Source organism: Mesorhizobium sp. M1050 (assembly GCF_040318715.1).
Classification (GTDB): domain Bacteria; phylum Pseudomonadota; class Alphaproteobacteria; order Rhizobiales; family Rhizobiaceae; genus Mesorhizobium.
Map to the genome: position 1 here is coordinate 24,149 of NZ_JAMYMV010000052.1, position 21,399 is coordinate 45,547.

The following is a 21,399-nucleotide window of genomic DNA, read 5'->3' on the forward strand; positions in this document are numbered from 1 at the left end:
ATGACCGCTAAGACAAGGGTTGCCATCCTCTATGGCGGGCGTTCGGCCGAGCATGACGTATCGCGCCTGTCGGCGGCCAATGTGCTGAAGGCGATCGACCGGATGCGCTACGACATCGTGCCGATCGCCATTTCCCGCAGCGGCAGTTGGCTGCTGCAACAGTTGGCTGCCGGCGACGGGGCAGGGGCGCCGGCATCCGAGGACGGCATCGAGGTCGCCCTGCTGCCCGGCGGCAAGGGCAGGCTGGTCGCGGTGTCGCGTGATGGAATCCAATCTGACCTGGCCCCGGTCGACGTTGTGTTCCCCGTACTGCACGGGCCATTCGGCGAGGACGGCTCGGTACAGGGTTATTCCGAAGTCGCCGATGTCGCCTATGTCGGCTGCGGCATCCTCGCCTCGGCCGCGGCCATGGACAAGGATGTCGCCAAGCGGCTGATGCGCGAGGCGGGACTGGCCGTTGCCCGCTCGCTGACCTTGCGGCGGGGTGAGCACGTGACCTTCGAGGATGTCTCGGCGAAGCTCGGCCTGCCGGTGTTCGTCAAGCCGGCGCGCCAGGGCTCGTCCTTCGGGGTCAGCAAAGCGATCGACAGCTCCGGCTTCACCACGGCCGTCGAGGCGGCTTTCCGGCATGACAGCAAGGTTTTGGCGGAGGAGTTCGTCGAAGGCCGCGAGATCGAGTTCTCGGTGCTGGAGCGGGCCGACGGCACGCTGACGGTGTCGCTGCCCGGCGAGATCATTCCTGCCGGCAAGCATGGCTTCTACACCTATGAAGCCAAATATCTCGATGCCGACGGCGCGGTGGTCAAGGTGCCCACCGATGTCCCGGCCGCGGTCGCCGAAAGAGCGAGGGAGATGGCGCGACAGGCCTTTCAGGCGCTCGGCTGCGAGGCGATGGCGCGCGTCGACTTGTTCCTGCGCGCGGACGGCAGCCTGCTGGTCAACGAGGTCAACACCATTCCAGGCTTCACCGACATCTCCATGTATGCCAAGGCGCTGGCGGCATCAGGCATCGGCTACAGCCAGACCATCGACGTGCTGATCGAGCACGCACTGGCAAGGCATGCGGCGCGTTGATCCGTTCGGGAGTGGATTGGCGCAGGGCCTTGAAGGCCATGTGAAGCGTAGTTACATCAATAACTAAGCGTGCATTTGCACGCGAATTTTACGCTTTGGTCAAGCTTCATCTGTGGAGGTTGTCATGGCTATTACGCTCATGGAAGGAAAGAAGGGCCAGGACTGGCTCAATCTGGTCCTTGCCATCTGCCTGTTCATCTCACCTTGGATAATCGGCTTCGCTGCTGCGACCGCTCCCGCATGGAACGCCTGGATTGTTGGCGTCGTGCTGGGCGTCATGGCGTTGGCGGCGCTTGCCGCGTTCGCCGAGTGGGAGGAATGGGTTAGTGTCGTTCTCGGGGTCTGGCTGATCGTTTCGCCCTGGCTGCTCGGCTTCATGGCGAACAGCCACGCGATGGCCACCCACGTCGTTCTCGGCGTGCTGGTGGTTGCCGTATCAGGTTGGGCCGTCTGGGACTTCCGTCATCCGCACGCGCATGCGTGACCGGTAAAGGGTGGGGGTCCGGCGCGCGAGCGGCGGGCTCCTCCGGATTTGAAAATGCGCCCCATGCTTTTGCCGTCCGGCCCGCGGAGCCGGGTTGTCGGCTTGCAATCCTGCGACCGCGCCAGGGAGTTCGGTGGGATCGGGTCCGGTATCCTGCCCAGGGAGTTTAGAGCGTGAACCTCGCGCGGATGGCGGTTCTTGCCGCGGCCCTCATGGCCGCCGCGGTCGCCAGTCCCTCTTCCGCAACCGGAGAGGCGACGCAGAAGCTGGCGTTGCGCGTCGAGATGGACGGCGCCATCGGTCCGGCGAGCGCGAGGCAGCTCAAGGAGGCATTGGCCGAGGCCGCGGAGCGGCACGCCGAGGTTCTCATCCTCGAGATCGACACACCAGGCGGGCTGGTCACCTCGATGCGCGAGATGATCGCCGATATCCTTGCCTCGCCCGTTCCCGTCATCGGCTATGTCGCGCCGGCTGGCGCGCATGCGGCAAGTGCCGGAACCTATATCCTCTATGCGACCCATGTCGCGGCGATGGCGCCCGGCACCAATCTGGGCGCCGCCACACCGGTCGAACTTGGCGGGCTGCCGTCTCTGCCCGGTGGCGGCGACCAGGATAAGGGCGACCAGAAGAACGCCACCGGGGCGCCGGCGGGCGACGCGATGATGAGCAAGGTGACGAACGACGCGGTCGCCTTGATCCGTTCGCTGGCCGAACTGCGCGGGCGTAATGCCGACTGGGGGGAAAAGGCCGTGCGCGAGGCGGCCAGCCTCTCCGCCGACGCGGCACTTCAGGCACATGTCGTCGACCTCGTCGCCCACGACACGGCCGAACTGCTGCAGCTTGCCGACGGCCGCATGGTCGAGGCAGCCGGCAAGAAACGGGTGTTGGCGACCAAGGACCTCCCGGTCGAGACGCTGGAGCCCGGCTGGCTGATCCGGCTTCTCGCCGTCATCACCGATCCCAACATCGCCGTCATCCTGATGCTGGCCGGCTTCTACGGCCTCGTCTTCGAGTTCACCAGCCCCGGCGCGGTGGCACCCGGCGTGATCGGCACCATCTGCCTTCTGCTCGGGCTTTATGCGCTCAACCTGTTGCCGATCAGCTATGCCGGCCTTGCCCTGATGCTGCTTGGCATCGCCTTCCTCGTCATCGAGGCCTTCAATCCGACGGTGGTGCTTGGGCTTGGCGGCGTGGCCGCCTTCCTGCTCGGCGCGGCCATGCTGCTCAAAGTCGAGGGTCCCGGCTTCGAGATGTCATGGGCGGTCATTGGCACCGCCGCCGCGCTGACGCTTGGCCTGGCGCTGCTGGCCGGCAGCTATCTGTGGGCGGCACGCAAGCGCCTGCCGCGTGTCGGCGCGCAGGCCATGCACGGACTGCCGGCCAAGATCCTCGACTGGTCGGGAAGCGAGGGCCATGTGTTGGCCCAGGGCGAGCGCTGGCGGGCGAAAGGCGACGAACCGCTCGCCCCTGGCGACAGCGTCGAGGTGGCCGATGTCAGCGGTCTCATGCTGACGGTCCGGCGCAGGAACAATGGAGCAAGGCAATGATCATCGGTTACGTGGCCTATCTGATACTCGCCCTTCTCGTGCTGATGTTCCTCTCCGCGGCCATTCGCATCCTGCGGGAATATGAGCGCGGCGTGGTCTTCACGCTCGGCCGCTTCACCGGGGTGAAGGGGCCTGGCCTGATCCTCCTCGTTCCCTTCGTCCAGCAGATGGTGCGGGTCGACCTGCGCGTGGTGGTGCAGGACGTGCCGCCACAGGACGTGATCTCGCGCGACAACGTCTCGGTCAAGGTCAACGCCGTGCTCTATTTCCGCATCGTCGATGCCGAGCGGGCAATCATCCAGGTCGAGGACTTCATGACCGCTACCAACCAGCTTGCGCAAACCACATTGCGCTCGGTGCTCGGCAAGCACGAACTCGATGAGATGCTGGCCGAGCGCGACAAGCTGAACAGCGACATCCAGGAGATCCTGGACCAGCGGACCGACGCCTGGGGCATCAAGGTCTCCAACGTCGAGATCAAGCATGTCGACCTCAACGAGAGCATGATCCGCGCCATCGCCAAGCAGGCCGAGGCCGAAAGGCTGCGGCGCGCCAAGGTGATTAATGCCGATGGCGAGCAGCAGGCGGCGGCAAAGCTGGTCGAGGCCGGCAAGATGTTGGCTGCCGAGCCACAGGCCATGCAGTTGCGCTATTTCGAGGCGTTGCACGACATTGCCGGCGAGCGCTCGTCGACGGTTGTGTTCCCGCTGCCGGTGGACCTGCTCACGATCTTCAACAAAAAGCCGGACAGCGCCAAGTGAACCGGCCCCGCTCCCGACGGCGCACTGCCGCCGGATGGTGAACCGCGTGCGGCAAGATGCCGGATACCCGCGTGATGATCACGACGATTGCCACAGGTCCGACCCATGACGCGTGTGCTTGGGCGGCCGGTCGTTTTCATCCGGATTGGGGACCGGCTCTTCATCCGGAAGACCGTCCGGATCCGGCTCGCGCATGGGCTTCGGTTCGGGAACCGGCGGCGGCGTGGGTGTTGGAATAGGCGTTGGGTTGGGGTTAGGCAGAATGGCCATGAAGTAACTCCTGCGTGGGCGCTTGGTGGTTGGTCGACATCCGGCGGGAAGTCGACGAACCGACATCCAGGTGTCCTCAGTCAGAAAGTCATCGAGCGATCTTAGTCTCGCGCGTCCTTGACAGCGTCTCGATCAGGGCTGATGCGGGCAGAACGGTCGGGCTTGCGGATTGGTTCCGCCGCGGTTTCGATTGCGACCGGGACGCGGGCTCGCGAGCCGTGTCGCGGAAAGGAGCCACGCCACCCAAAATGAATCGCCGTACCGCGCATCTCCGGGTCTTGCCGACGTCACCGGGCGCCATAATTCCATTCAAGGCTGAACCGAATTCAGCCGCTGAATAGGAGGCGTCCGTGAAGCATCAAACCGTTGACCAACTGAATGCCGTTGCCGACGTCCACGCCGAGGCAACCCATCTTCTCGCGACCCGAGGCGAACGCCTCGAACGCTGGGCGCAGCTTCTGGAGCAAAATCCCAACAGGGTCCTAGGGGCGCTGACGGGGACCGAGCACCAATCCGTGGAGACGCGCGAAAGAATGCGTTCCGCAGGATCACCGATCACGATTGCTTTCGAAGATCCGGTGTTTCGCGCGCTGGGCTTGAAGGAAGATACCTACGGTGAGGCCAAGCGCTTCTTCGAGCTGACCGATTGGCAGCTCCACGGGATCGTCTGCCATTGCCATGTAGGCGCCACGATGACGGCACGATGGGCCGCATCCCGTGTCCGCGCGGCAATGTCTGGAAGATCCGGTTTCTTCGCGTGGCTGCGAGGAGCGTTTATGCACTGAAGGCCGATGCCCGGCTGGCGAACATCGCGCACGATGTGGAGCCGGGCTGAACGACTGCTTGAAGAACGATGAGGCGGAAGCGGGCCTCTGCCTCCCGTCGATTGTGCTGGATGGCGCCGCTTGACGCAGTCGTCCGCCGAACATGATGCCGGCCAATGCTTTGCGTCGAATATCGGAAGGCTACGGCGCCGCCGCTCTACCGATCGACCATCGCCATGCCCCGCTCGGTGTAGCGTGGGCCAGCGATTTTTCCGGGCGCCAGGGCGTCGTCGAGCGCGGCCATTTCGGAGGCGTTGAGTTTCAGCGATGCGGCGGCGACGTTCTCCTCCAGATATCTGATCCGCTTGGTGCCGGGGATGGGCACGATGTCGATGCCAAAACCGCTGCCCTTCTGCAGCAGCCAGGCCAACGCGATCTGGCCGGGCTTGACGCCCCGGGCAGTCGCGACGTCGCGCACTTTGGCCGCCGCCTCGACATTGGCGTCGTAGTTTTGCCCCTGGTAGCGCGGGTCGTTGCGGCGGTAGTCGCCCTCGGCATAATCCTCCGCGCGCTTGACCTCGCCGGTGAGAAAACCGCGGCCGAGCGGCGAAAAGGGCACAAGGCCGATTCCGAGTTGCCCGAGCAGCGGGATGATCTCCGGCTCGAGATTGCGCTCCCACAGCGAGTATTCGCTCTGCACAGCCGACACCGGATGCACGGCATGCGCCCGGCGGATGTTGGCCGCACCCGCCTCCGACAGGCCGAAGAAGCGCACCTTTCCCTCGGCGACAAGTTCGCCGACGGCGCCCGCGACATCCTCCATCGGTACTGCCGGGTCGACGCGGTGCTGGTAGATGAGGTCGATATGGTCAGTGGCGAGCCGGCCGAGCGAGGCTTCCACGGCCTCGCGGATGTGCCCGGGCCGGCTATCGGTTCCGACCTGCTTGCCGTTTTCGATGCGGAAACCGAATTTGGTGGCGATCGTCACCTGGTCGCGCTTTCCCTTCAAAGCCCGGCCGAGAAGCGCCTCGTTGGTGTAAGGGCCATAGACCTCGGCGGTGTCGAGGAAAGTGCAGCCGAGTTCGATGGCGCGGTGCAGCGTGGCGATGGATTCGGACTCATCGGCCGGACCGTAGGACTGGCTCATGCCCATGCAGCCGAGGCCGATGGCCGAGACTTGCAGCCCCTGGCTGCCGAGCTTGCGTGTCTTCAGGGTCATGGTGGGGTCTCCAAGAGGGGGATGCCGCGACTATAGCAGCCGCACCAACTTTGGCCGATCTAATCGACGCGGCCTACTCGACAAGGATGTGGGCTTCACGTGCGGCCTCGACAAGCGCCGTCCTGGCGATATCGGGGGCAACATCGCCGCTCGTCGCCCGGCGGCAGGCGCGCAACGCCGTTTGATGTTTTGGGCTGCCGGGGTCACGCCAATGTGTCGTGAGCAATTCAATGGCTTGCTGCGTATTGGACAGATAGTAGATGGAACCGGCGACTCCGACCGACACCGCCACCGGTTTGGAAAACCATGCAGTTTGCATTGGGAAACCTCGACTGGGCTGAAGCCATAAACGCATTTGGCAGCCCAAGGTTTCGTCGGTGCCAATCACTCTGGCGTGAGTTTTCCGAAACATGCGCCTCCGGGCGGAAGACCGTTCCGGAAATTATCCTATTGGATCGAAGTTGGGCGGGGCAGATCGAGCGGAGAACTCGCGGGCTCGCTATCCTCGTCAGCGACTCTATCCACGAACAGGCCGGCCACGCAGTCGAATTCGACTGCCACGCCAACGAGTTGCGCCGCCTGCAGGACCAGATGTTCAATGTCCTCAAGGGCGACGTTCTCGGCCAGATTCCGGACCCTCACCCGTTCCGCCACCGCCGTGATGTTGATGATGCCGTTCTTCTCAAACGCCACCAGAACCGCTGACGTGACGTCATCGCGCAGGCGCGTCGAATAATCATACCGCATTCGAAACCTCCCGAGGGGGATCGGTTTTCTGTTGCTGGGAGTATGCGCCGGGCGCCGACTAGCGGCAAGGAAAATCTACGAAATTACGTTGAAAATCAATCAGTTAGCATAATTATACGAATGCCCAGTCGGCGTCTATACCTCATTATGTGCGCAATGTGCCGTTCACCCACCACCGGCTCTTGACGCACTATGAGTGCTATCCTAATTATCAGTCGAGTGAGGTAAATACTAATTCGACACATTCTAGGTCCTGAGCGAGGAAACGCCATGGCTGAACTGGAACGTCCCGAACGGTTGCAAATCATGCTGACGTCCGATGAGTTGGCCGCGCTGGAGAACTGGCGCTACGACAAACGCATGCCGAGCCGCTCGGCCGCGGTTAGGGAACTGCTGCGGCGCGGCTTGACTTCGGATGGATTCCTGACCGCGGAGCACGGGTTGAAGTCGCGGGATTTTGGAATCCTGCCCACCGCCGGCGACGGCATTGCCGAAGGCGGCAAGGATTAACTGCAGCCGCGCTGATCGCGACCAGCAACGCGCGCTGGCTGATATGCCGGCACGGACTGGCTGTCGCCTCTATAGAATGTTGGTCGTCACTTCGACGACGATCGTTGCACCTTCCAGCGTGCCGTTGGTCACATGCACGACGCGCGACACCCGCAGATCCTGTGTATTTCCATCGATCGACAGCGAAACGCTTTCCCCGATCCGTGGAACCGCCTGGAAAATTGCATCGGTGGCCTCAGGTCGGTTATCGATCGATATGCGGCAGCTGACGGGCATGGGATATCTCCTGTGTCTGACGGTGCGGTCGTCAACGCAGGGTCTGCGAAATGGTTTCAGGGAGAGGTTTCTTGGCGGTTCCTGCCGCGACGGCATGTTGGCAATGAGCACATTGACCACTGTGCCTCTCGCGCGCAAGCACGAAATCCGAAGGGAAAACTACGGGACGTCCGTAGTTTGACTTGCCTTTTTACGGAAATTCCGTAGTATTGGCCATGCACACAGTCGTCGAAACGCCAGCATACCTTACCGCCGGCCACGCCGCCGGCATGTCCGAGGAGGAGCGGACAGAGGTTGTCGAACTTCTCGGAGACGAGCCTCGGTTCGGCAAGGTGATGAAGGGCACAGGCGGCTGTCGGAAATTCCGTGTTGCCGGTCGTGGGCATGGCAAGAGCGGCGGCTATCGAATCGTGACCGTGTTCGGTGGTGAGGATATTCCAGTGTTCCTCCTGACCGTGTTCGGCAAGGGCGAGAAGGACAATTTGTCGAAGGCCGAGTGCAATGACCTCGCAAAACTGACGAAGATCTTGATCGACACCTACGGAAAGAAGGGAAAAGCGAAATGAGCAAGAGTGCGTTCAACAAGATCAGGGCCGGTCTCGACGACGCCATCGCGTTCGCTGAGGGTGATACCGACGGGGCCGTGATCCATGTGCCGGAGCGGGTCGATGTCCGCGCAATCCGCAAAGTCCTCCAACTCAATCAAGAGGCCTTCGCAGCCCGGTTCGGCTTCGGCCTTGCTCGTTTGCGCGATTGGGAGCAGGGCAGGTCAGCGCCCGACAGCGCGGTGCGCGCCTATCTCACTGTGATCAAGAAGAACCCCGAGGCCGTGGAGCAGGCACTTGGCGCCGAGGAGACCGAGGCGCGGCTTGCCGGCTAGCCATCTGTTGAAATCAATTGCTGGTTCCCGCTCATGGGCTCGAACCACGATTCACGCCTTCAAAGGGCGCTGTCCTACCATTAGACGAAGCGGGAAGATGCAATTGCCCTAACACCCGTAGCCGGTTCGCGCGCCGGGATCAACGCAGTGCTGCGGCAAAGGCGCGTGGTTGGCATCAGTTCGGGAAATTGTTGACAGGCTCCTCACAGCGGTAGACCGGGCAGCCGCCGTCACGGGTCGGGACATAGGCTGACATCGGCACCTCGGGCCAGTCGCATTCGTTGCCGAACTGCCTGACATAGCGGTCATAGGTGTCGGGGCCGGTGGTCAGCACCACGGCTCGGTGGCTCTGGATCAGTAGCTGGAGCTGATCGCAACTCATCGTGCGGGTATCCGGCCGGGCCTCGGCGAGGCCGGTCGCGGCGAGCAGGATCGCTGCCGTCATCAAGGCAATTTGGCGCATCGGCATGGCGGTTCCCTCAAGCTGACGTGTCACGTGAACTGATGTACCAGGCGAAACTCGCATTTCGGCCCGAAGTTCCGCAACAGCCAACTGGCCGCGTCCTTGCGGCGCAACCAAACGGTGCGTCGTGGACGGGGATGGACGGCCGCGGCCGGCGTCGAGCACAGCTCCTTTGTCTTGGCGGGGTCGTTGGAGACCGCCGCCAATCCGCTGACGGAAACAGAATCTTGCGCGGCGATTGCAACCAAATCGGACCGCCGCGCATTGCTGGCGCTGGTGGAACCTGTCCAATGGGCGAGAAAGCTGCGCAAGGAGGGGATGGGACATTGATGGAAATGGCGAGCCTTGCGGCGTCGACCAATGTCAGCGCCGACGCACGGCTGGCTGCCATCGTCGATTCCTCCTTCGATGCCATCATCAGCAAGGATCTGAACAGTATCATCACCAGTTGGAACGGGGCGGCGCAGCGCATGTTCGGCTACGCTGCCGAGGAGGCTGTCGGCCGGTCGATGCTGATGCTCGTTCCCGATCATCTCAGGGATGAGGAGGCCGACATCATCGGCCGGGTTCGCAACGGCGAACGGGTGGCCAGCTATGAGACGATCCGGCAACGCAAGGACGGTAGCTTCATTGCCGTGTCGCTCACCATCTCGCCAATCAGGAATATTACAGGCGAGATCATCGGTGCTTCGAAGATCGCCCGCGACATCACCGCGACCAGGGAGAGCGAGCGCAGAATCCGGCATTTGCTGCGAGAGGTGAACCATCGCGTCAAGAACCAGTTCGCGGTGATCCTCTCGATGATCAGGGAGACGAGCAAACGCTCGACCGATCCGCGCGAATTCGAAGAGCTGATCCGCTCCCGCATCATGGCGCTGTCGCGGTCGCACGACCTGCTGGTGAACTCGGATTGGGCGGGTGCCAGCCTTTTCGACCTCGTCCAGGAGCAGCTCAAGCCATTCGGCCGCGAGGAACAGGTATCGCTCTCCGGACCGCTTTTGACCCTGCAGCCGAACGCCGTGCAAAATCTCGGCATGGCCTTTCATGAGCTCGGCACCAACTCTTCCAAATATGGCGCGCTGGCGTGCGATGCCGGACGGCTGGAGATCACCTGGCAGATCGCCAATGGTGTTTCGGGAAACCGGGAAATCCATCTCGCCTGGGACGAGACGATGCCGAAGCAAGGGGAGCGGCGGGACGAAAGCACGCGCAAGGGCTTCGGCACCGTCGTGCTGCAACGGGTCGCTCCGCAGTCGCTGAACGGCTCGGCGGTCCTGAAGCGGAGCCCGGGCCATCTCAGCTGGTCGCTGACGGCGCCGCTGGAATCGATCATCGTTCCGCAACTCGGCGCCGAAATCGCTGCTGCCGACAGCGAGCCGTCTTTCCGCCCTTGAGGTCTATTCAGCCATTTCACCCGCTACGATCTGTCCGAATCGGCTTCACCGAAGAAGCCGGCCAGCGCCTCGGCGGTCTGTGCCGGTTCTCCTCGGGAAAGAAATGTCCACCCGGCATCGCCCGGCGCGCACGTCATCGGCCCAGCCGCGCCACAGCGCCAGCGGCCCGCCTTCACCGGCATACCAGTCCGCGAGTGCGCCCTGGCCGCTCCACAGCGCCAGCAGCGGGCAGCGGATGCGCCGGCCGGTGGCCTTATCCGACCGGTCATGCTCGCGGTCGAGCGTGGCCGCTGCCCGATATTCCTCGCAGATGGCATGGATGTGGGAAGGCGCGCGCAAGGCATCGATGTAGGCCCGCCGCACCTCGGGTGGAAACACCGAAGGCGATGAGCCCCAGCCGCTGAGTGCATTGTCGACGATCGCCTCGGCGGCACCTGCCAGGATCTTTTCCGGCAACGGCTCGGGCTGCGCCAGCAACGACCATGGCCAGTAGCCCAGCGCCAGCCTGTCGTCGGCCCGATCCCAGGCATCGGCCGTGGCCACGATGTCGAGCACGGCAAGCCGGTCGATGCGGTCCGGATGATCGAGCGCCATCCGGTAGGCGACACGGCCGCCGCGATCATGGCCGGCGACCATGAAGCTTGAGAAACCGAGCCTTGCCATCAGCGCCACCATGTCGGCGGCCATGGCGCGCTTGGCATAGGGCGCGTGATCCGCAGCCGACGCCGGACAGGAACTGCGGCCATAGCCGCGCAGATCGGCACAGACGACGCTGAACCGGCTGGCCAGCATGGGCGCAATGTCGCGCCACATCAGATGCGTTTGCGGAAAGCCGTGCAGCAACAGCAGCGGCGGCCCGCTGCCGGCACGCAGCGAGAAGATGACGGCGTCGCCGGTGTCGATTTCCGTACTTTGAAAGTCATCGAACATGGTCGCCTCCGGCACGCGCAACGGCCGGCGATCGGGTTTGGTTGCAACGCAACCCGGGCGGAAGCGGCCAACCTTTTTCCTCGACAGGCGTTGTCCCTGTGAAGGGAAGGTCGCCGCGGGCGGCCGTCACAGGAAAGGAGGCCCGGGATGAGAATTCTCGCCATCATATCATGCGGCCTGATGCTGGCGCTGGCGGCGCCGGCGGCTGCCCAGACCGACCAGCAGAACGACAGCACAGTGCCGCAGGCCGACAAATGCCGTGCGCAGCCGGAGCAAGGTGCAAAACAGCAGCCCGACAGCGGCAATCTGACGGAGAAACTCAGCGATTGCGGCGGTGTGCTGAAACCGCCCCCCACAGGTGATCAAGGAATGGCCGCGCCGGCGCCCGACGAAGGCAAGACGCCGGTGATCAAGCCTGGCGAAGTGCCGCCCCAGCCGCCGAAGCAATAGAGGCAGGGCCTGTCATCGTCGGGCGGCGCAACCTCGTCTGGGGTTCGAGACCTCTCGCCCGGTCGTACAAGGCGACCCTTTCCGTGGGTCCATCGGCCCCAACACATTCTTACCGCACAATCACGCCGGCGTGGCTGCAGAGCGCAGCGAACGCTTCCTGCGCCTGGGCAGCACTTGCCTTGTCGTCCATCGCTGCCTCGACCTGTTCGCGCGCCGCCTGATAAAACGGACCACGCTTGGCCTGCGGCCAGTCGATCAGAATTTCGCTGGCATCCCTGACCGTGGTGACGTCGCGGATCGTGTCCGAGCCATGTGCCTTGATCCGCATCGGCGTGGGCAGCATCAAGTCGGCCATGTCTTGATCCCCGTCACTGGAGGAGTTTTGCTTCGCGCGCGGCGTCGATCATCGCCCGCATCGCCTTTTCCGGCGGCGTCCAGCCGTCCAGCGCGTCGCGACAGCTGCGCAGGGCCGCCCTGTAGCGCTGGCCCTGGCCAGCCGGCCAGTCGCCGAGACATTCCAGGCCTTCCCAGGCGCTGCGAACGATGCGCTCATCCTCGGGGGCGAATTTCATCCGGATGGGTCGGGGAAACATCTTGTCGTTCAACGGGTCGTCTCCATGAACTGATGCCAAACGCATCCCGCGGGCTTGACCCGAGACTGCGCAGCGGTTTGGGACAACGACATGCACAAAAAACGAGGCGCCGGATAACGTCGGCGAAAGGGCAGGGTTCCCCTCGCGAAAGATTAAATTTCACTCGCCCGCATCAACGTCCGACAGCGATCTTGGCGCCGGCACCTCGGCGGCGTGCGCCGTCGGCCGGTCATGCTCGAACTGTTCGGTGCCGGGCAAGGCATGCAGCCAGGTTTCGCGCCTCGAGGTCCACAATTCATATTCGGGCGCGAGATCGGTCGGCGCGACGTCGAGGCTGCCGAGCGCCACCTCGGCCTCGGTGTCGTCGACCCAGGCAACGCGGCCGCCGCAGGTCGGGCAAAAGCTGCGCGTGCCGTAGGAGCTGATGAGGCCGGTGGTCTCGAAGGCTTCGCGCGGCCAGACGGCAAAGGCGGAATAGGCCGAGCCGCCGGCCTTACGGCAATCCTTGCAATGGCAAAGGCCAACGCGAAGCGGCGGTCCGCTGACCGAGAACTGCACGCCACCGCACAGGCAACTGCCGGTCCTGCGTATGGTATCGGACATGGTCGTGGCCTCCATCCTTGTCAGCCTGCGGGGCTGCCGGCCGGGCGGGACAGGTTCCATGGCTCATCCATCAAAGACGATCCCCACCCCGGTCGTCGCGCCAGGCTCTAGCCGCGCGCCGCCATATGGGCGTCGAGCTTCTTGCGCGATGGCCCGTAGCGCTTGATGATGGTCTGCGCCTCGCTTGGCGGAATACCGTATTTTCGGGCAAAGGCAGCGACCTCGTAGGTCTCGTCGCTCGAGACCAGCTTGCGGTCCTGTTTGGTCTTCGACTTGTCGTCAGCCATGTCGGTCTCGCTTTCTGTTGTCGGGAACATGCAGCCGTCGGCGCACGATCCCGCGATTAACAGGACATAACACAGATCGGCGCCGCGGGTTCCGCAACCACGACAATAAGCCTGGGTGGTTCCGGCACGGTCATGGATTCAAGGAGGCACTCCGGATAAAGCGGGTTTCCAGACAAAAATCTGCTCCGGGGGTGTCGGACCGGGCGTCGGTCGCGCGTCCTTGGGTCGGAACCCATTGCAAACCTGGAGAACGACCATGCCGTCGCAAATCACACAGTCGCAAATCATCACACAGTCGCCGTGGCAGACCACGGCGCTTCTCATCGCCCGCCTGATCTTCGCTGGCGTCTTCCTGATGGCCGTAAGCTTCAAGTTCATGGGCATGGAAGCGACCGCCGGCTACATCGCCGCGGCCGGCTTTCCGTTTCCACTGTTCCTGGCCTGGTGCGCGGCGATCCTGGAAGTCGCCCTGGTGCTGTGTTTCCTGACCGGTGCCTTCTTCTCGCAGGCGGCCCTGATCGCCGCCGCCTATGTGCTGTTCCTCGGCCTTGCCTTCCACGGACCCAGCCACTGGGCCGGAAACCAGGCCGAGTTCGGCTTCTTCGTCGACCATTTTTCGTTCCTGGCCGGACTGCTGTTTGCCGCCGTACATGGGCCGGGCAAGGTGCTTTCGCTCGACCTGGGATGGTCGGGCAGGGCTTGAGGCGAGGGATCACAGCTGGTCGTTGTAGGGTTCCTTTATCTTGCCGACCATGCGGGCCAGCTTCGAAAAGGAGGGCATGTCGACCTCCGGCTGGCACTGATTGGCGAGTTCCAGCAGCCGGAGTGGAAAGTTGATGGCGTCGCGGCTGGACGCGGAAATGGCTTCGGATCGCTCCTGGCTGGTTTCGCAGGCCTCGGCCTTGCGCAAGGCGAGGTCTATTTCCTCTGCCGTCAGCACCCCCTTTTGAACCAGGAGTCGGTTGATCGATGCGACGGCCATCAGCAGGCCCTCAAGTTGCAGATTGGCGACATTCATGGCGATTGCTCCTGTGACTACGATCGAAACGCGCGAGCGCCGTTTTCGCTCCGGACGCGGCGGATTGCCCGCCGGAATGACCAGCAAGCCGGAGCCAAACGGCCTATTCCTGCGTCAGGCGCTCGCCATACTCACGCCACAGCGCCTTCACCTCCAGGCCGCCGAGGCGCGCGATGGAAGGATCGCCGCAGCTGATGGCGACGGCGCTGATGTCGTATTGGGGGTAGGCGTGGGCGACGAAGCGGATCGCCTCGCCAAGCGAACGCACGCGGATGACCGGATCGGCCTGGCCCTGGCCAGTGCTGCGCACGCCGGAAACCGTGGCCGGTGCATGCCGCATCCTGAACACGGATGCCATGGCTGGTCTGTCCATCGTCCTCTCCCATTAGGCCGTGCGACGGGAATCATTCCATGAGCGTCGTCTAATGATTCCACACCCGCTGGCTCATGGCCAGCCGGCCGGTGAAAACGGGAATTGCTGGCGCCGGTCGGGTAGCGGCTTCGACCGATATAGGAATTTTTTCTCAGAATTCTGTTGACGGGGTGAGGGCAGCTATGCTACATATTTGCCTATGGTGCTGAGTTGCGCCACCGACCCGCCGCCGAGGCGGGTTTTGCGTTTTTGGGCTGCCTTTGATCGGAAGCCTGCCTGTGTTGTCGATGTCGGCGGCACAGAGGGCGCGCGATACAGAGCGCGGCATCTTGCGAGAAATCCAATGTCCACACGCTATGCCACCATCATCGCCGGCGATGACGGCCGGGAAATCGTCAGCGCCATCGGCGAGTTCGAACGGGCGGCGCCGCAGCCCCGTCTGGGCCGTGTCGAACCGGTCGCGCCCGGCGTGCTGATCGGCATGGTGCGGGATGCGGCCGGTGGCTTTTGTTTCCCGCAGGCAGGCATCGCCGGACAGCTTGTCGGTCTCGTCATGGCGCGGCTCAAGGCCCGGGCCGGTGTGGTAAAGCCCGCCCAGGCGGCAAAGCCGAAGCGCGCCCAAGGAGCCAGGAAGAGGGCTAGGAAGAAATCCATCCGCTCGAAGAAGCGGGCCAGCAGGCCAGCGCCGCCGAAGGCCGGCACGATGGTTTCTGCCGCCGATGCCACCAATGCCACGGACGGCCACGTCCATGACTGACAAACCCGCTGCCAAGCCCACGCGCGCCAAGGCAAAGCCGGCAAGGCGCAAACCCGCCGCCACGCCAGCGTCTGTCAAGCCGCGCCCCAAGCGCGCGAAAAAGACGCTGGGCGACGACTTCCTGGCTGCCGTGCGCGCCGATTTCCGCACCCATGGCGCCGGCGTCATCGCCGAGGTGCGCGCCGACAAGCCGGACCAGTATCTGAAGATCGTGCTTTCGGTGCTGCCCAAGGATTTGCATGTCACCATCAACCAACTGGACGGCTTGAGCGATGACGAGATCCGCAACCGCATCCGCGCCCTTGAGGGCGTCGTCAAACCGTTCCTCGAAGACCTCGGTGATGTCCGCGAGGACGGAATATCTGGCGCTGCTTGCGGAACTGGACCGCAGGCGCCGCACTAATCTTCTTGCCGCTTACCAGCCGTATCAACGCCAGGCCGAGTTTCACGCGGCGGGAGCCCACAATCGCGAGCGCCTGTTCATGGCCGGCAACCAGCTCGGCAAGACCAGGGCCGGCGCTGCCGAATGGGCCATGCACCTGACCGGCCGCTACCCCTCGTGGTGGCAAGGCAAGGTTTTCGACTCAGCCGTCCGGCTATGGGCGGCAGGCGTCACCGGCGAAGGCACGCGCGACAATCCGCAGCGCGTGCTGGTCGGCCCGCCGCAGCAGCAAGCGGCCTGGGGCACCGGCATGATCCCCGCCGACGCCATCGTCCAGACCGCCATGGGCCGCGGCGCGCCCGGTGCGCTCGACAGCGTCGTGGTGCGCTGGGGCGGCGGCGGCGATGTGCAGGCCGGTGAATCGGTGCTGTCGTTCAAGAGCTTTGAGAAGGGCCGCGAGAAATGGCAAGGCGAGACCCTGCACGGCGTCTGGTTCGATGAGGAACCGCCGCTGGATATCTACTCCGAGGGGCTGACGCGGACCAACGCGACGGGCGGCATTACGATCGTGACGTTTACGCCGCTGCTTGGGATGAGCGACGTGGTGTTGCTGTTTTTGTCGGCGGGTGAGGTGGAGGGGATGGGGAAGGATTGACGCCTCAGAACTTGGGTTCCTCGCCCCCGCAAAGCGGGGGAGAGGTGGCTGCGAAGCGGTCGGAGAGGGGGCCTTCGTAGAGCGCGGGCTTGGCTAGGGAGGGTTCGCTTAGTCTGGCTTCGTCCGCGCCATCCCCCTCTCCGACACGGCTTCGCCGCGACACCTCTCCCCCGTTTCACGGGGGCGAGGAACCCAAGCTTTCCAATGATTTCGCGATGGTTCCTGGTGCAAAGATTCTCTTCGAACGATGTAAGTTGGAGAACCTAAAGAATGTCCCGTCACGTCACCTTCATGACCATCGACGAAGCCGAGCACTACACGCCCCAGGAACGCGCGGCGATCGTTGCCGCCTATCCGGCGCATGAGCGCGAGGCCCGCGCTCGCGGCATTCCGGTGCTGGGCTCCGGCCGCATCTTTCCGGTGGCCGAGGAACTGATCGCCTGCGAGCCGTTCCGGCTGCCGCGCTACTGGCCCAGGCTCGGCGCGCTGGATTTCGGCTGGGACCATCCGTCGGCCGCGGTCGAGCTTGCCTGGGATACGGAGGCCGATGTCGTCTATGTCACCAAGGCGGCCCGCGCCTCGCAGCAGACGCCCGCCATGCAGACGCTGACGCTGAAGCCGTGGGGCGAATGGCTGCCCTTCGCCTGGCCGCGCGACGGCCGCCGCGAAACGCTGGAAGGTGCGGGCGTGGCGCTTGCCCGGCAATATGCCGCGCACGGGCTGAACATGCTGACCCGCCACGCGCAATTCCCGGACGGCTCGGTGTCGGTCGAGGCCGGGCTGATGGAAATGCTCGACCGCATGCAATCAGGCCGCTTCAAGGTGTTCTCGACGCTCTTGCCTTGGTTCGAGGAGTTCAGGCTTTTCCATCGCAAGGACGGCCAGGTTGTGAAGCTGCGGGATGATCTGATGGCGGCGACACGCTATGGCGTGATGATGCTGCGGGAGGCGGTGGTGGATCCGGCGGAGTTTAAGGCAGGGCGGAGGAAGGTGGGGCAGAGTGATCCGCTGGGGGCGTTCCGGTAGGGGGAACAAAGACAATCAACGACATAGGTTTGCAAGCGCCTTCGCACCAGGCTGAAAACGACTCAAGTTGGGCGGCATGACACTATTCGGTCACCACCAAAGCATCTGGTCGATCGACAAGGAGCGTTAAAGATTTGTGGGACGGTCCGGCAATAACGACGTCGACCTTAAGGAAAATTGGCACCCGAATGAGATTATTCTCGGCTATTGCAACGGCAGCCGGGTCCCCCGTCTCAAAGGTCAGGTCAAACTCAGCGATGATTGGGGTTTTGTTCCTGTCCACCCAACCCGGTACAAACATCCGCCCGCGTCTGTATTCCTGCTGCAGGATATTCTTCCTTCCTGCGTCGTGATCTTCCACCTCGACATGAAATAAGTTGACTGTCAGTGGAGAAATTAAGGCAATCGACCTGATCAAAATCGGGTGTCGATTCCAGTTGACGATCTGAAGGCGTGAGGAAAACGCGTTGTTTACGCGTGTTTCTCTAGGATCATGCATGGATGCGGTCGGCAGCGCATCGCCTACAATGAATTCGGTTTGGCGCCTAGCCTCACGAACTTGGGCCGCAAGAAACGGGATGGCTAGCAGAGCGCCTAAGAACGCCGCCCACCCGCTCAACGCGCTGACCCAAGTCTGCACGCACGTGACGGTCTGGTCGGCTGCGGGACAGATGTCTACGAAATCGAAGTTGTACGGCAGTAGGATAGCCGCTCCGAGAAGGATCACCGAAAAGTAGAATAGAACTGTTGCCGTCTCTTTCGACATTTGGTTTTCCTGTCTGGAAATGCGAAAATTGTAGTGTCATCAGTCTTGGGCATGTCCGGCACGCCAGCTTACGGGTGAGTGTGATTTGTAGACCAGTTTTTGCTACTGCGAAGATCTGAATTGCGGGGACAGTGCTATCTTACGTGCCCGACCGCTGAATAGTGCACCGTCAACGCAATTTCCTGTTTTTGCCTTTCCATTGCGACTCAGCTCTAGTCCCGCACGGAGGGGCGAGTATGACTGCTGAAATCGCTATATTGAACAAAATGGCGGTTGCTCTTGCGACCGATAGCGCGGTCACCATTTCGGCTGGCAGCGAAGAGCAGAAGATTTATGACTCGGCTGACAAGCTATTCGATCTATGCGGGCCCACGCCGATCGGCGTGATGATCTACCACGGCATGCAGTTCATGCAGGCCCCGCTGCCGATGCTGATTGCAGACTACAGGCAGCGCTATCAAGAGTTCGATCGGCTTCCAGCCGCGGGGTTTGACCTTCTTCGGTTCCTCTGTGAGTGGGGCGCGAAATCTCCAAACAAGGTTCTTGAGGCTTCTCTATCGAACATGATCGAGCCGGTCCTGGATCGGATTAAGGGACGGGTGCAGGAGAAGTTAGAAAAGTTGGTCAACGCGCCACCGCTGGCCCAGCAAGACGATTTCATGAAAAATCTTCGGGCTGTTTTTGAAGAGTCGGTCGCGTTGTTCGAGCGCGTTCTTGCAAAACGGCCGGACGGGAAATTCTTGGGCCCGGACGGCTCCAAAGGCCCTCCGGCCATTGGCGATGCCGAGATGGCGGCCATGACTTCGATAGTGGCAGCGAATTTCCATGGCGAGTCCGAGGCGATGATAGCCCGACTTGTTGGTATCGCGAGGAACGCGGTCCTGAAAGATTGGCTGTCGGGCGGTGAGACTGGCATCGTGGTGGCGGGATTCGGGAAGAAGGACATCTTTCCGAGTCTTGCCTCGTTCGAAATTGACGGCATGGCTTTCGGCCGCCTGAAATATATCGAAACGAACACTGTCGACATCGATCGCGATGGAGATCGCGCCCGCGTCATACCGTTTGCCCAGAAAGAGATGGTCGAACGCTTCCTTTACGGTCTCGACGAGGGCATCGAGCGCTACATCATGCAGTTCTGTATAAACACGGTGCCATCTATCAGTACGCACATTTTGGCCAACCTCGAAATGAGCGAAGAGGATAAGGCGGCGCTGGGCGCTAAGGCAGAGGAGGCGCAGACCGCCTTTTTGGGCGAACTTGCAAATTCGACCTTTGCTGACATACGGTCGCAGTCAAAGTCCGCTATTGAAGATATGGTGGAATTCATGCCAAAGCCGGAGCTGGCCACGATGGCCGAGGCATTGGTGAACCTGACGTCGATAAAGAGAAAGGTTTCGAGGGGGATGGAAACCGTCGGCGGCCCGATAGACGTGGCTGTCATATCCAGGGCGGACGGCTTTATCTGGGTCAAACGAAAGCATTATTTCGTTCCCGAGTTGAACCCAAGGTACGCCAGTCGCGTTCAGCACCAATCATCTCGTAGGGAGAACAGTCATGAATCGCAGCCAGATCCGAGACCCAATCGCCCGGCGAAAGCTCGATCACCTCGCCGATCGGCTGAATGAGCCAAACTCCCACGAACTGAATGCAGCAATAGATAAAACCAAAAAGAAGATTGCAGCGGCGTTTTCTGATGCAAAGAAGGTCCAAGCGACCTTCAAATCCGTGCATTCGAAGGATCAGCCGGCCGGCTGATCACGACGCGGACATTACCCAGCTTATTGAGCCGCGCGGCGATAGCCTTCGCTGTGACGTCCCAGCGGCTACTCCACAATCTTCCAGTAAGAATCCTTGCGAATCACCTTGCCGTCGCGAAACGTATAGAAGTCGCAACCCCGGACTTCCTTTTTTACGCCCTCGCGGGTGGTGCCGGTGAGGGTCCATTTCGACATGCCGGTGTCGGCGGCCTCGTCCACAAAGTGTTCAGCCTTGCCGTAGTGGACATCGGGCAGGCCTTCGAAGCGTGTCGCCAGCGCGTCTCTTACGCTGCGCCTGCCCTCGAAGCGAGCGCCCCAGGGCTCGGCTCCCCTCGGCATCTCCAGGACGCAGTCGTCGGCAAAGGACGCCATGATGCGATCGAGATCGTGCGCGTTGAAGGCTTCGCATATCTCCGTCAGTGTCGCTCGAATGTCCATTGGCCCGTCTCCTGGATAACCGGCACCGTTCCGAAGTAGGTCACTGGTGACGGGAACGGTCAAGTGGACAAACCGCCGAGACTTCGACCGAAAGTGGTAAATGCAACCCCATCGCCCGGCCTCATCATGACCCTCCGCATCATCCCCGGCACGCTGCGCGACCTGTCCTACGTCGCCGCCAATCTGCGCCCCGAAGATCGGGCCGAGATCGACTGCCAGCTTGACCACTGGTCGCCGGCGTTGCTGGCGCTGACGGCGTTGCAGGGGTTTGCCTATGTCGCCGAGCTCGACGGCAATCCGGAGGCCGGGTTTGGCGCCGCCGAGCAGCGCGGCGGGCTGTGGATCGCCTGGAGCTGGGGGACACGCCGCATGAAGCGCTGCGTGCCTGGAATTACCGAGTATTTTCACGCCGTGCTCGGGCCGCAAGTATCCGCGCGCGGCGCCTGGCGGGTCGAGGCGCGGGCGCTGGCCGCCAATGAACTGGCGCTGCGCTGGCTGGGACGGCTGGGCGCCACGCAACGCTGCCTGCTGCCTGGATATGGCCGCAACGGCGAAGACTTTTTCCTCTACGACTGGACAAGAGAAGGCTGGAACCATGTGCCTGTTTCAAAAACCACCGGAACTGAAGCCGCTGCCGCCGGTGCCGACCGCCGAGGACAAGGACGTGCAAGCGCGGGAAGCTGCGCTGCGGGCTGAGCTCGAACAGCGCAACGGCAGCGCCGGCACGATCAAGACCGATCTCGCGCCCAGCAGCCTCACCGGCCAGCGCCGCGTGCTTTTGGGGCTCTGACCATGACCGCGATGAAGCGCAGTTTCAGGAAGCGTGTGTGGGATTGGTGGGTGTGGAGACGCCAGGCAGGTCGGCGAAGCGGCGAGGATAATCTCCCCCTCGAGGGCAGGGCTATCGCATATGAGTAAAGAGGCTAAGCAGGTTTTGATCGGCCCATCGTGCCTTGAGTCGTTTGTGGCTGAGCG

Annotated in this window: 30 protein-coding genes, 1 tRNA gene and 3 pseudogenes; 18 read left to right on the forward strand and 16 right to left on the reverse strand. The window is 62.7% G+C overall.

Features of this window, described 5'->3' with window-relative positions; translation table 11 throughout:
- The 4 genes from NKH57_RS24180 to NKH57_RS24195 all read left to right on the forward strand — a co-directional run bounded on the left by NKH57_RS24180 (position 1) and on the right by NKH57_RS24195 (position 3,866).
- Positions 1-1,074: a D-alanine--D-alanine ligase family protein gene (locus tag NKH57_RS24180; RefSeq protein ID WP_352947943.1), complete on the forward strand. Its 1,074-nt coding sequence runs from the start codon at positions 1-3 to the stop codon at positions 1,072-1,074.
- A 124-nt stretch (positions 1,075-1,198) separates the two neighbouring features.
- Positions 1,199-1,558: an SPW repeat protein gene (locus tag NKH57_RS24185; RefSeq protein ID WP_023761050.1), complete on the forward strand. Its 360-nt coding sequence runs from the start codon at positions 1,199-1,201 to the stop codon at positions 1,556-1,558.
- Positions 1,559-1,731: 173 nt separating this feature from the next.
- Positions 1,732-3,105, forward strand: coding sequence for an NfeD family protein (locus tag NKH57_RS24190; RefSeq protein ID WP_352947946.1), 1,374 nt, complete (start codon positions 1,732-1,734; stop codon positions 3,103-3,105).
- Positions 3,102-3,866: a slipin family protein gene (locus NKH57_RS24195; protein ID WP_352947949.1), complete on the forward strand. Its 765-nt coding sequence runs from the start codon at positions 3,102-3,104 to the stop codon at positions 3,864-3,866. Before NKH57_RS24190 ends, NKH57_RS24195 begins: the two co-directional genes overlap by 4 nt.
- Positions 3,867-3,944: 78 nt before the next feature.
- On the opposite strand, the gene NKH57_RS24200 is transcribed toward NKH57_RS24195, so the two are convergent.
- A complete protein-coding gene (locus NKH57_RS24200; protein ID WP_502907333.1) occupies positions 3,945-4,136 on the reverse strand; it encodes a hypothetical protein in 192 nt (63 codons plus the stop codon).
- A 350-nt stretch (positions 4,137-4,486) separates the two neighbouring features.
- Here NKH57_RS24200 and NKH57_RS24205 point away from each other — a divergent pair, with 350 nt between their 5' ends.
- Positions 4,487-4,921 carry a hypothetical protein gene (locus NKH57_RS24205; RefSeq protein ID WP_023761047.1) on the forward strand — a complete coding sequence of 145 codons (435 nt, stop codon included), beginning with the start codon at positions 4,487-4,489 and terminating at the stop codon, positions 4,919-4,921.
- 196 nt (positions 4,922-5,117) lie between these two features.
- Here the strand turns inward: NKH57_RS24205 and NKH57_RS24210 are convergent, their stop codons facing one another.
- From NKH57_RS24210 to NKH57_RS24220, 3 genes are all read right to left on the reverse strand, one after another.
- Positions 5,118-6,119, reverse strand: coding sequence for an aldo/keto reductase (locus NKH57_RS24210; protein WP_352602016.1), 1,002 nt, complete (start codon positions 6,117-6,119; stop codon positions 5,118-5,120).
- Between the two features lie 73 nt (positions 6,120-6,192).
- Positions 6,193-6,507, reverse strand: a complete 315-nt coding sequence (locus NKH57_RS24215; RefSeq protein ID WP_352602014.1) for a DUF982 domain-containing protein — start codon at positions 6,505-6,507, stop codon at positions 6,193-6,195.
- A 59-nt stretch (positions 6,508-6,566) separates the two neighbouring features.
- Complete coding sequence (locus tag NKH57_RS24220; RefSeq protein WP_352947954.1) at positions 6,567-6,866, reverse strand: hypothetical protein; 300 nt, start codon at positions 6,864-6,866, stop codon at positions 6,567-6,569.
- A gap of 270 nt (positions 6,867-7,136) precedes the next feature.
- Between NKH57_RS24220 and NKH57_RS24225 the strand changes: the two genes are divergently transcribed.
- On the forward strand, positions 7,137-7,376 hold the full coding sequence (locus tag NKH57_RS24225) for a hypothetical protein (protein ID WP_023761043.1): 240 nt from the start codon (positions 7,137-7,139) through the stop codon (positions 7,374-7,376).
- Between the two features lie 69 nt (positions 7,377-7,445).
- Here the strand turns inward: NKH57_RS24225 and NKH57_RS24230 are convergent, their stop codons facing one another.
- Complete coding sequence (locus tag NKH57_RS24230) at positions 7,446-7,652, reverse strand: hypothetical protein (protein ID WP_352947957.1); 207 nt, start codon at positions 7,650-7,652, stop codon at positions 7,446-7,448.
- 215 nt (positions 7,653-7,867) lie between these two features.
- Here NKH57_RS24230 and NKH57_RS24235 point away from each other — a divergent pair, with 215 nt between their 5' ends.
- Both NKH57_RS24235 and NKH57_RS24240 read left to right on the forward strand, forming a co-directional pair.
- Complete coding sequence (locus NKH57_RS24235; protein ID WP_352948010.1) at positions 7,868-8,218, forward strand: type II toxin-antitoxin system RelE/ParE family toxin; 351 nt, start codon at positions 7,868-7,870, stop codon at positions 8,216-8,218.
- On the forward strand, positions 8,215-8,532 hold the full coding sequence (locus NKH57_RS24240) for a helix-turn-helix domain-containing protein (protein WP_352947960.1): 318 nt from the start codon (positions 8,215-8,217) through the stop codon (positions 8,530-8,532). Before NKH57_RS24235 ends, NKH57_RS24240 begins: the two co-directional genes overlap by 4 nt.
- Before the next feature lie 21 nt (positions 8,533-8,553).
- Here NKH57_RS24240 and NKH57_RS24245 read toward each other — a convergent pair.
- A tRNA-Gln gene (locus NKH57_RS24245) sits at positions 8,554-8,627 on the reverse strand.
- Positions 8,628-8,707: 80 nt separating this feature from the next.
- Positions 8,708-9,001 (reverse strand): hypothetical protein, encoded by a 294-nt coding sequence (locus tag NKH57_RS24250; protein WP_352947962.1) that lies wholly within the window; start codon positions 8,999-9,001, stop codon positions 8,708-8,710.
- A gap of 284 nt (positions 9,002-9,285) precedes the next feature.
- Here NKH57_RS24250 and NKH57_RS24255 point away from each other — a divergent pair, with 284 nt between their 5' ends.
- Complete coding sequence (locus NKH57_RS24255) at positions 9,286-10,389, forward strand: sensor histidine kinase (RefSeq protein ID WP_502907334.1); 1,104 nt, start codon at positions 9,286-9,288, stop codon at positions 10,387-10,389.
- Between the two features lie 23 nt (positions 10,390-10,412).
- On the opposite strand, the pseudogene NKH57_RS24260 reads toward NKH57_RS24255, so the two are convergent.
- Positions 10,413-11,319, reverse strand: a pseudogene (locus NKH57_RS24260) (alpha/beta fold hydrolase).
- 147 nt (positions 11,320-11,466) lie between these two features.
- Between NKH57_RS24260 and NKH57_RS24265 the strand changes: the two are divergent.
- Positions 11,467-11,769 (forward strand): hypothetical protein, encoded by a 303-nt coding sequence (locus NKH57_RS24265; RefSeq protein WP_352947965.1) that lies wholly within the window; start codon positions 11,467-11,469, stop codon positions 11,767-11,769.
- A gap of 109 nt (positions 11,770-11,878) precedes the next feature.
- Here the strand turns inward: NKH57_RS24265 and NKH57_RS24270 are convergent, their stop codons facing one another.
- The 4 genes from NKH57_RS24270 to NKH57_RS24285 all read right to left on the reverse strand — a co-directional run bounded on the left by NKH57_RS24270 (position 11,879) and on the right by NKH57_RS24285 (position 13,252).
- A complete protein-coding gene (locus NKH57_RS24270) occupies positions 11,879-12,124 on the reverse strand; it encodes a DUF982 domain-containing protein (RefSeq protein WP_352947968.1) in 246 nt (81 codons plus the stop codon).
- Between the two features lie 13 nt (positions 12,125-12,137).
- Positions 12,138-12,374 (reverse strand): DUF982 domain-containing protein, encoded by a 237-nt coding sequence (locus NKH57_RS24275; protein ID WP_352947970.1) that lies wholly within the window; start codon positions 12,372-12,374, stop codon positions 12,138-12,140.
- Positions 12,375-12,521: 147 nt separating this feature from the next.
- Complete coding sequence (locus NKH57_RS24280) at positions 12,522-12,965, reverse strand: GFA family protein (protein ID WP_352947972.1); 444 nt, start codon at positions 12,963-12,965, stop codon at positions 12,522-12,524.
- Between the two features lie 107 nt (positions 12,966-13,072).
- Positions 13,073-13,252, reverse strand: a complete 180-nt coding sequence (locus tag NKH57_RS24285; protein ID WP_023761031.1) for a DUF3606 domain-containing protein — start codon at positions 13,250-13,252, stop codon at positions 13,073-13,075.
- A 256-nt stretch (positions 13,253-13,508) separates the two neighbouring features.
- Between NKH57_RS24285 and NKH57_RS24290 the strand changes: the two genes are divergently transcribed.
- Complete coding sequence (locus tag NKH57_RS24290) at positions 13,509-13,955, forward strand: DoxX family protein (protein ID WP_352947975.1); 447 nt, start codon at positions 13,509-13,511, stop codon at positions 13,953-13,955.
- 9 nt (positions 13,956-13,964) lie between these two features.
- Here NKH57_RS24290 and NKH57_RS24295 read toward each other — a convergent pair whose 3' ends face one another.
- Positions 13,965-14,270 carry a hypothetical protein gene (locus tag NKH57_RS24295; RefSeq protein ID WP_352728952.1) on the reverse strand — a complete coding sequence of 102 codons (306 nt, stop codon included), beginning with the start codon at positions 14,268-14,270 and terminating at the stop codon, positions 13,965-13,967.
- Positions 14,271-14,373: 103 nt separating this feature from the next.
- A complete protein-coding gene (locus tag NKH57_RS24300) occupies positions 14,374-14,643 on the reverse strand; it encodes a hypothetical protein (protein ID WP_352728954.1) in 270 nt (89 codons plus the stop codon).
- Between the two features lie 343 nt (positions 14,644-14,986).
- Between NKH57_RS24300 and NKH57_RS24305 the strand changes: the two genes are divergently transcribed.
- The 4 genes and pseudogenes from NKH57_RS24305 to NKH57_RS24320 all read left to right on the forward strand — a co-directional run.
- A complete protein-coding gene (locus tag NKH57_RS24305) occupies positions 14,987-15,400 on the forward strand; it encodes a hypothetical protein (protein ID WP_352947979.1) in 414 nt (137 codons plus the stop codon).
- Complete coding sequence (locus NKH57_RS24310; protein ID WP_352947982.1) at positions 15,393-15,803, forward strand: hypothetical protein; 411 nt, start codon at positions 15,393-15,395, stop codon at positions 15,801-15,803. Before NKH57_RS24305 ends, NKH57_RS24310 begins: the two co-directional genes overlap by 8 nt.
- A pseudogene (locus tag NKH57_RS24315) lies at positions 15,742-16,401 on the forward strand (terminase large subunit domain-containing protein); the annotation flags it as partial. The gene NKH57_RS24310 and the pseudogene NKH57_RS24315, both read left to right, overlap by 62 nt.
- Positions 16,402-16,719: 318 nt before the next feature.
- A pseudogene (locus NKH57_RS24320) lies at positions 16,720-17,463 on the forward strand (phage terminase large subunit family protein); the annotation flags it as partial.
- Positions 17,464-17,545: 82 nt separating this feature from the next.
- Here the strand turns inward: NKH57_RS24320 and NKH57_RS24325 are convergent.
- Positions 17,546-18,229 (reverse strand): hypothetical protein, encoded by a 684-nt coding sequence (locus tag NKH57_RS24325; RefSeq protein WP_352947985.1) that lies wholly within the window; start codon positions 18,227-18,229, stop codon positions 17,546-17,548.
- 236 nt (positions 18,230-18,465) lie between these two features.
- Between NKH57_RS24325 and NKH57_RS24330 the strand changes: the two genes are divergently transcribed.
- Positions 18,466-19,854, forward strand: coding sequence for a hypothetical protein (locus tag NKH57_RS24330; protein ID WP_352947988.1), 1,389 nt, complete (start codon positions 18,466-18,468; stop codon positions 19,852-19,854).
- Between the two features lie 198 nt (positions 19,855-20,052).
- On the opposite strand, the gene NKH57_RS24335 is transcribed toward NKH57_RS24330, so the two are convergent.
- On the reverse strand, positions 20,053-20,424 hold the full coding sequence (locus NKH57_RS24335) for a nuclear transport factor 2 family protein (protein ID WP_352947991.1): 372 nt from the start codon (positions 20,422-20,424) through the stop codon (positions 20,053-20,055).
- 126 nt (positions 20,425-20,550) lie between these two features.
- Here NKH57_RS24335 and NKH57_RS24340 point away from each other — a divergent pair, with 126 nt between their 5' ends.
- Both NKH57_RS24340 and NKH57_RS24345 read left to right on the forward strand, forming a co-directional pair.
- Positions 20,551-21,120: a hypothetical protein gene (locus tag NKH57_RS24340; protein WP_352947993.1), complete on the forward strand. Its 570-nt coding sequence runs from the start codon at positions 20,551-20,553 to the stop codon at positions 21,118-21,120.
- A complete protein-coding gene (locus NKH57_RS24345) occupies positions 21,089-21,214 on the forward strand; it encodes a hypothetical protein (RefSeq protein WP_352947995.1) in 126 nt (41 codons plus the stop codon). The genes NKH57_RS24340 and NKH57_RS24345 overlap by 32 nt, the downstream gene beginning before the upstream one ends.
- The last annotated feature ends 185 nt before the right edge of the window (positions 21,215-21,399 follow it).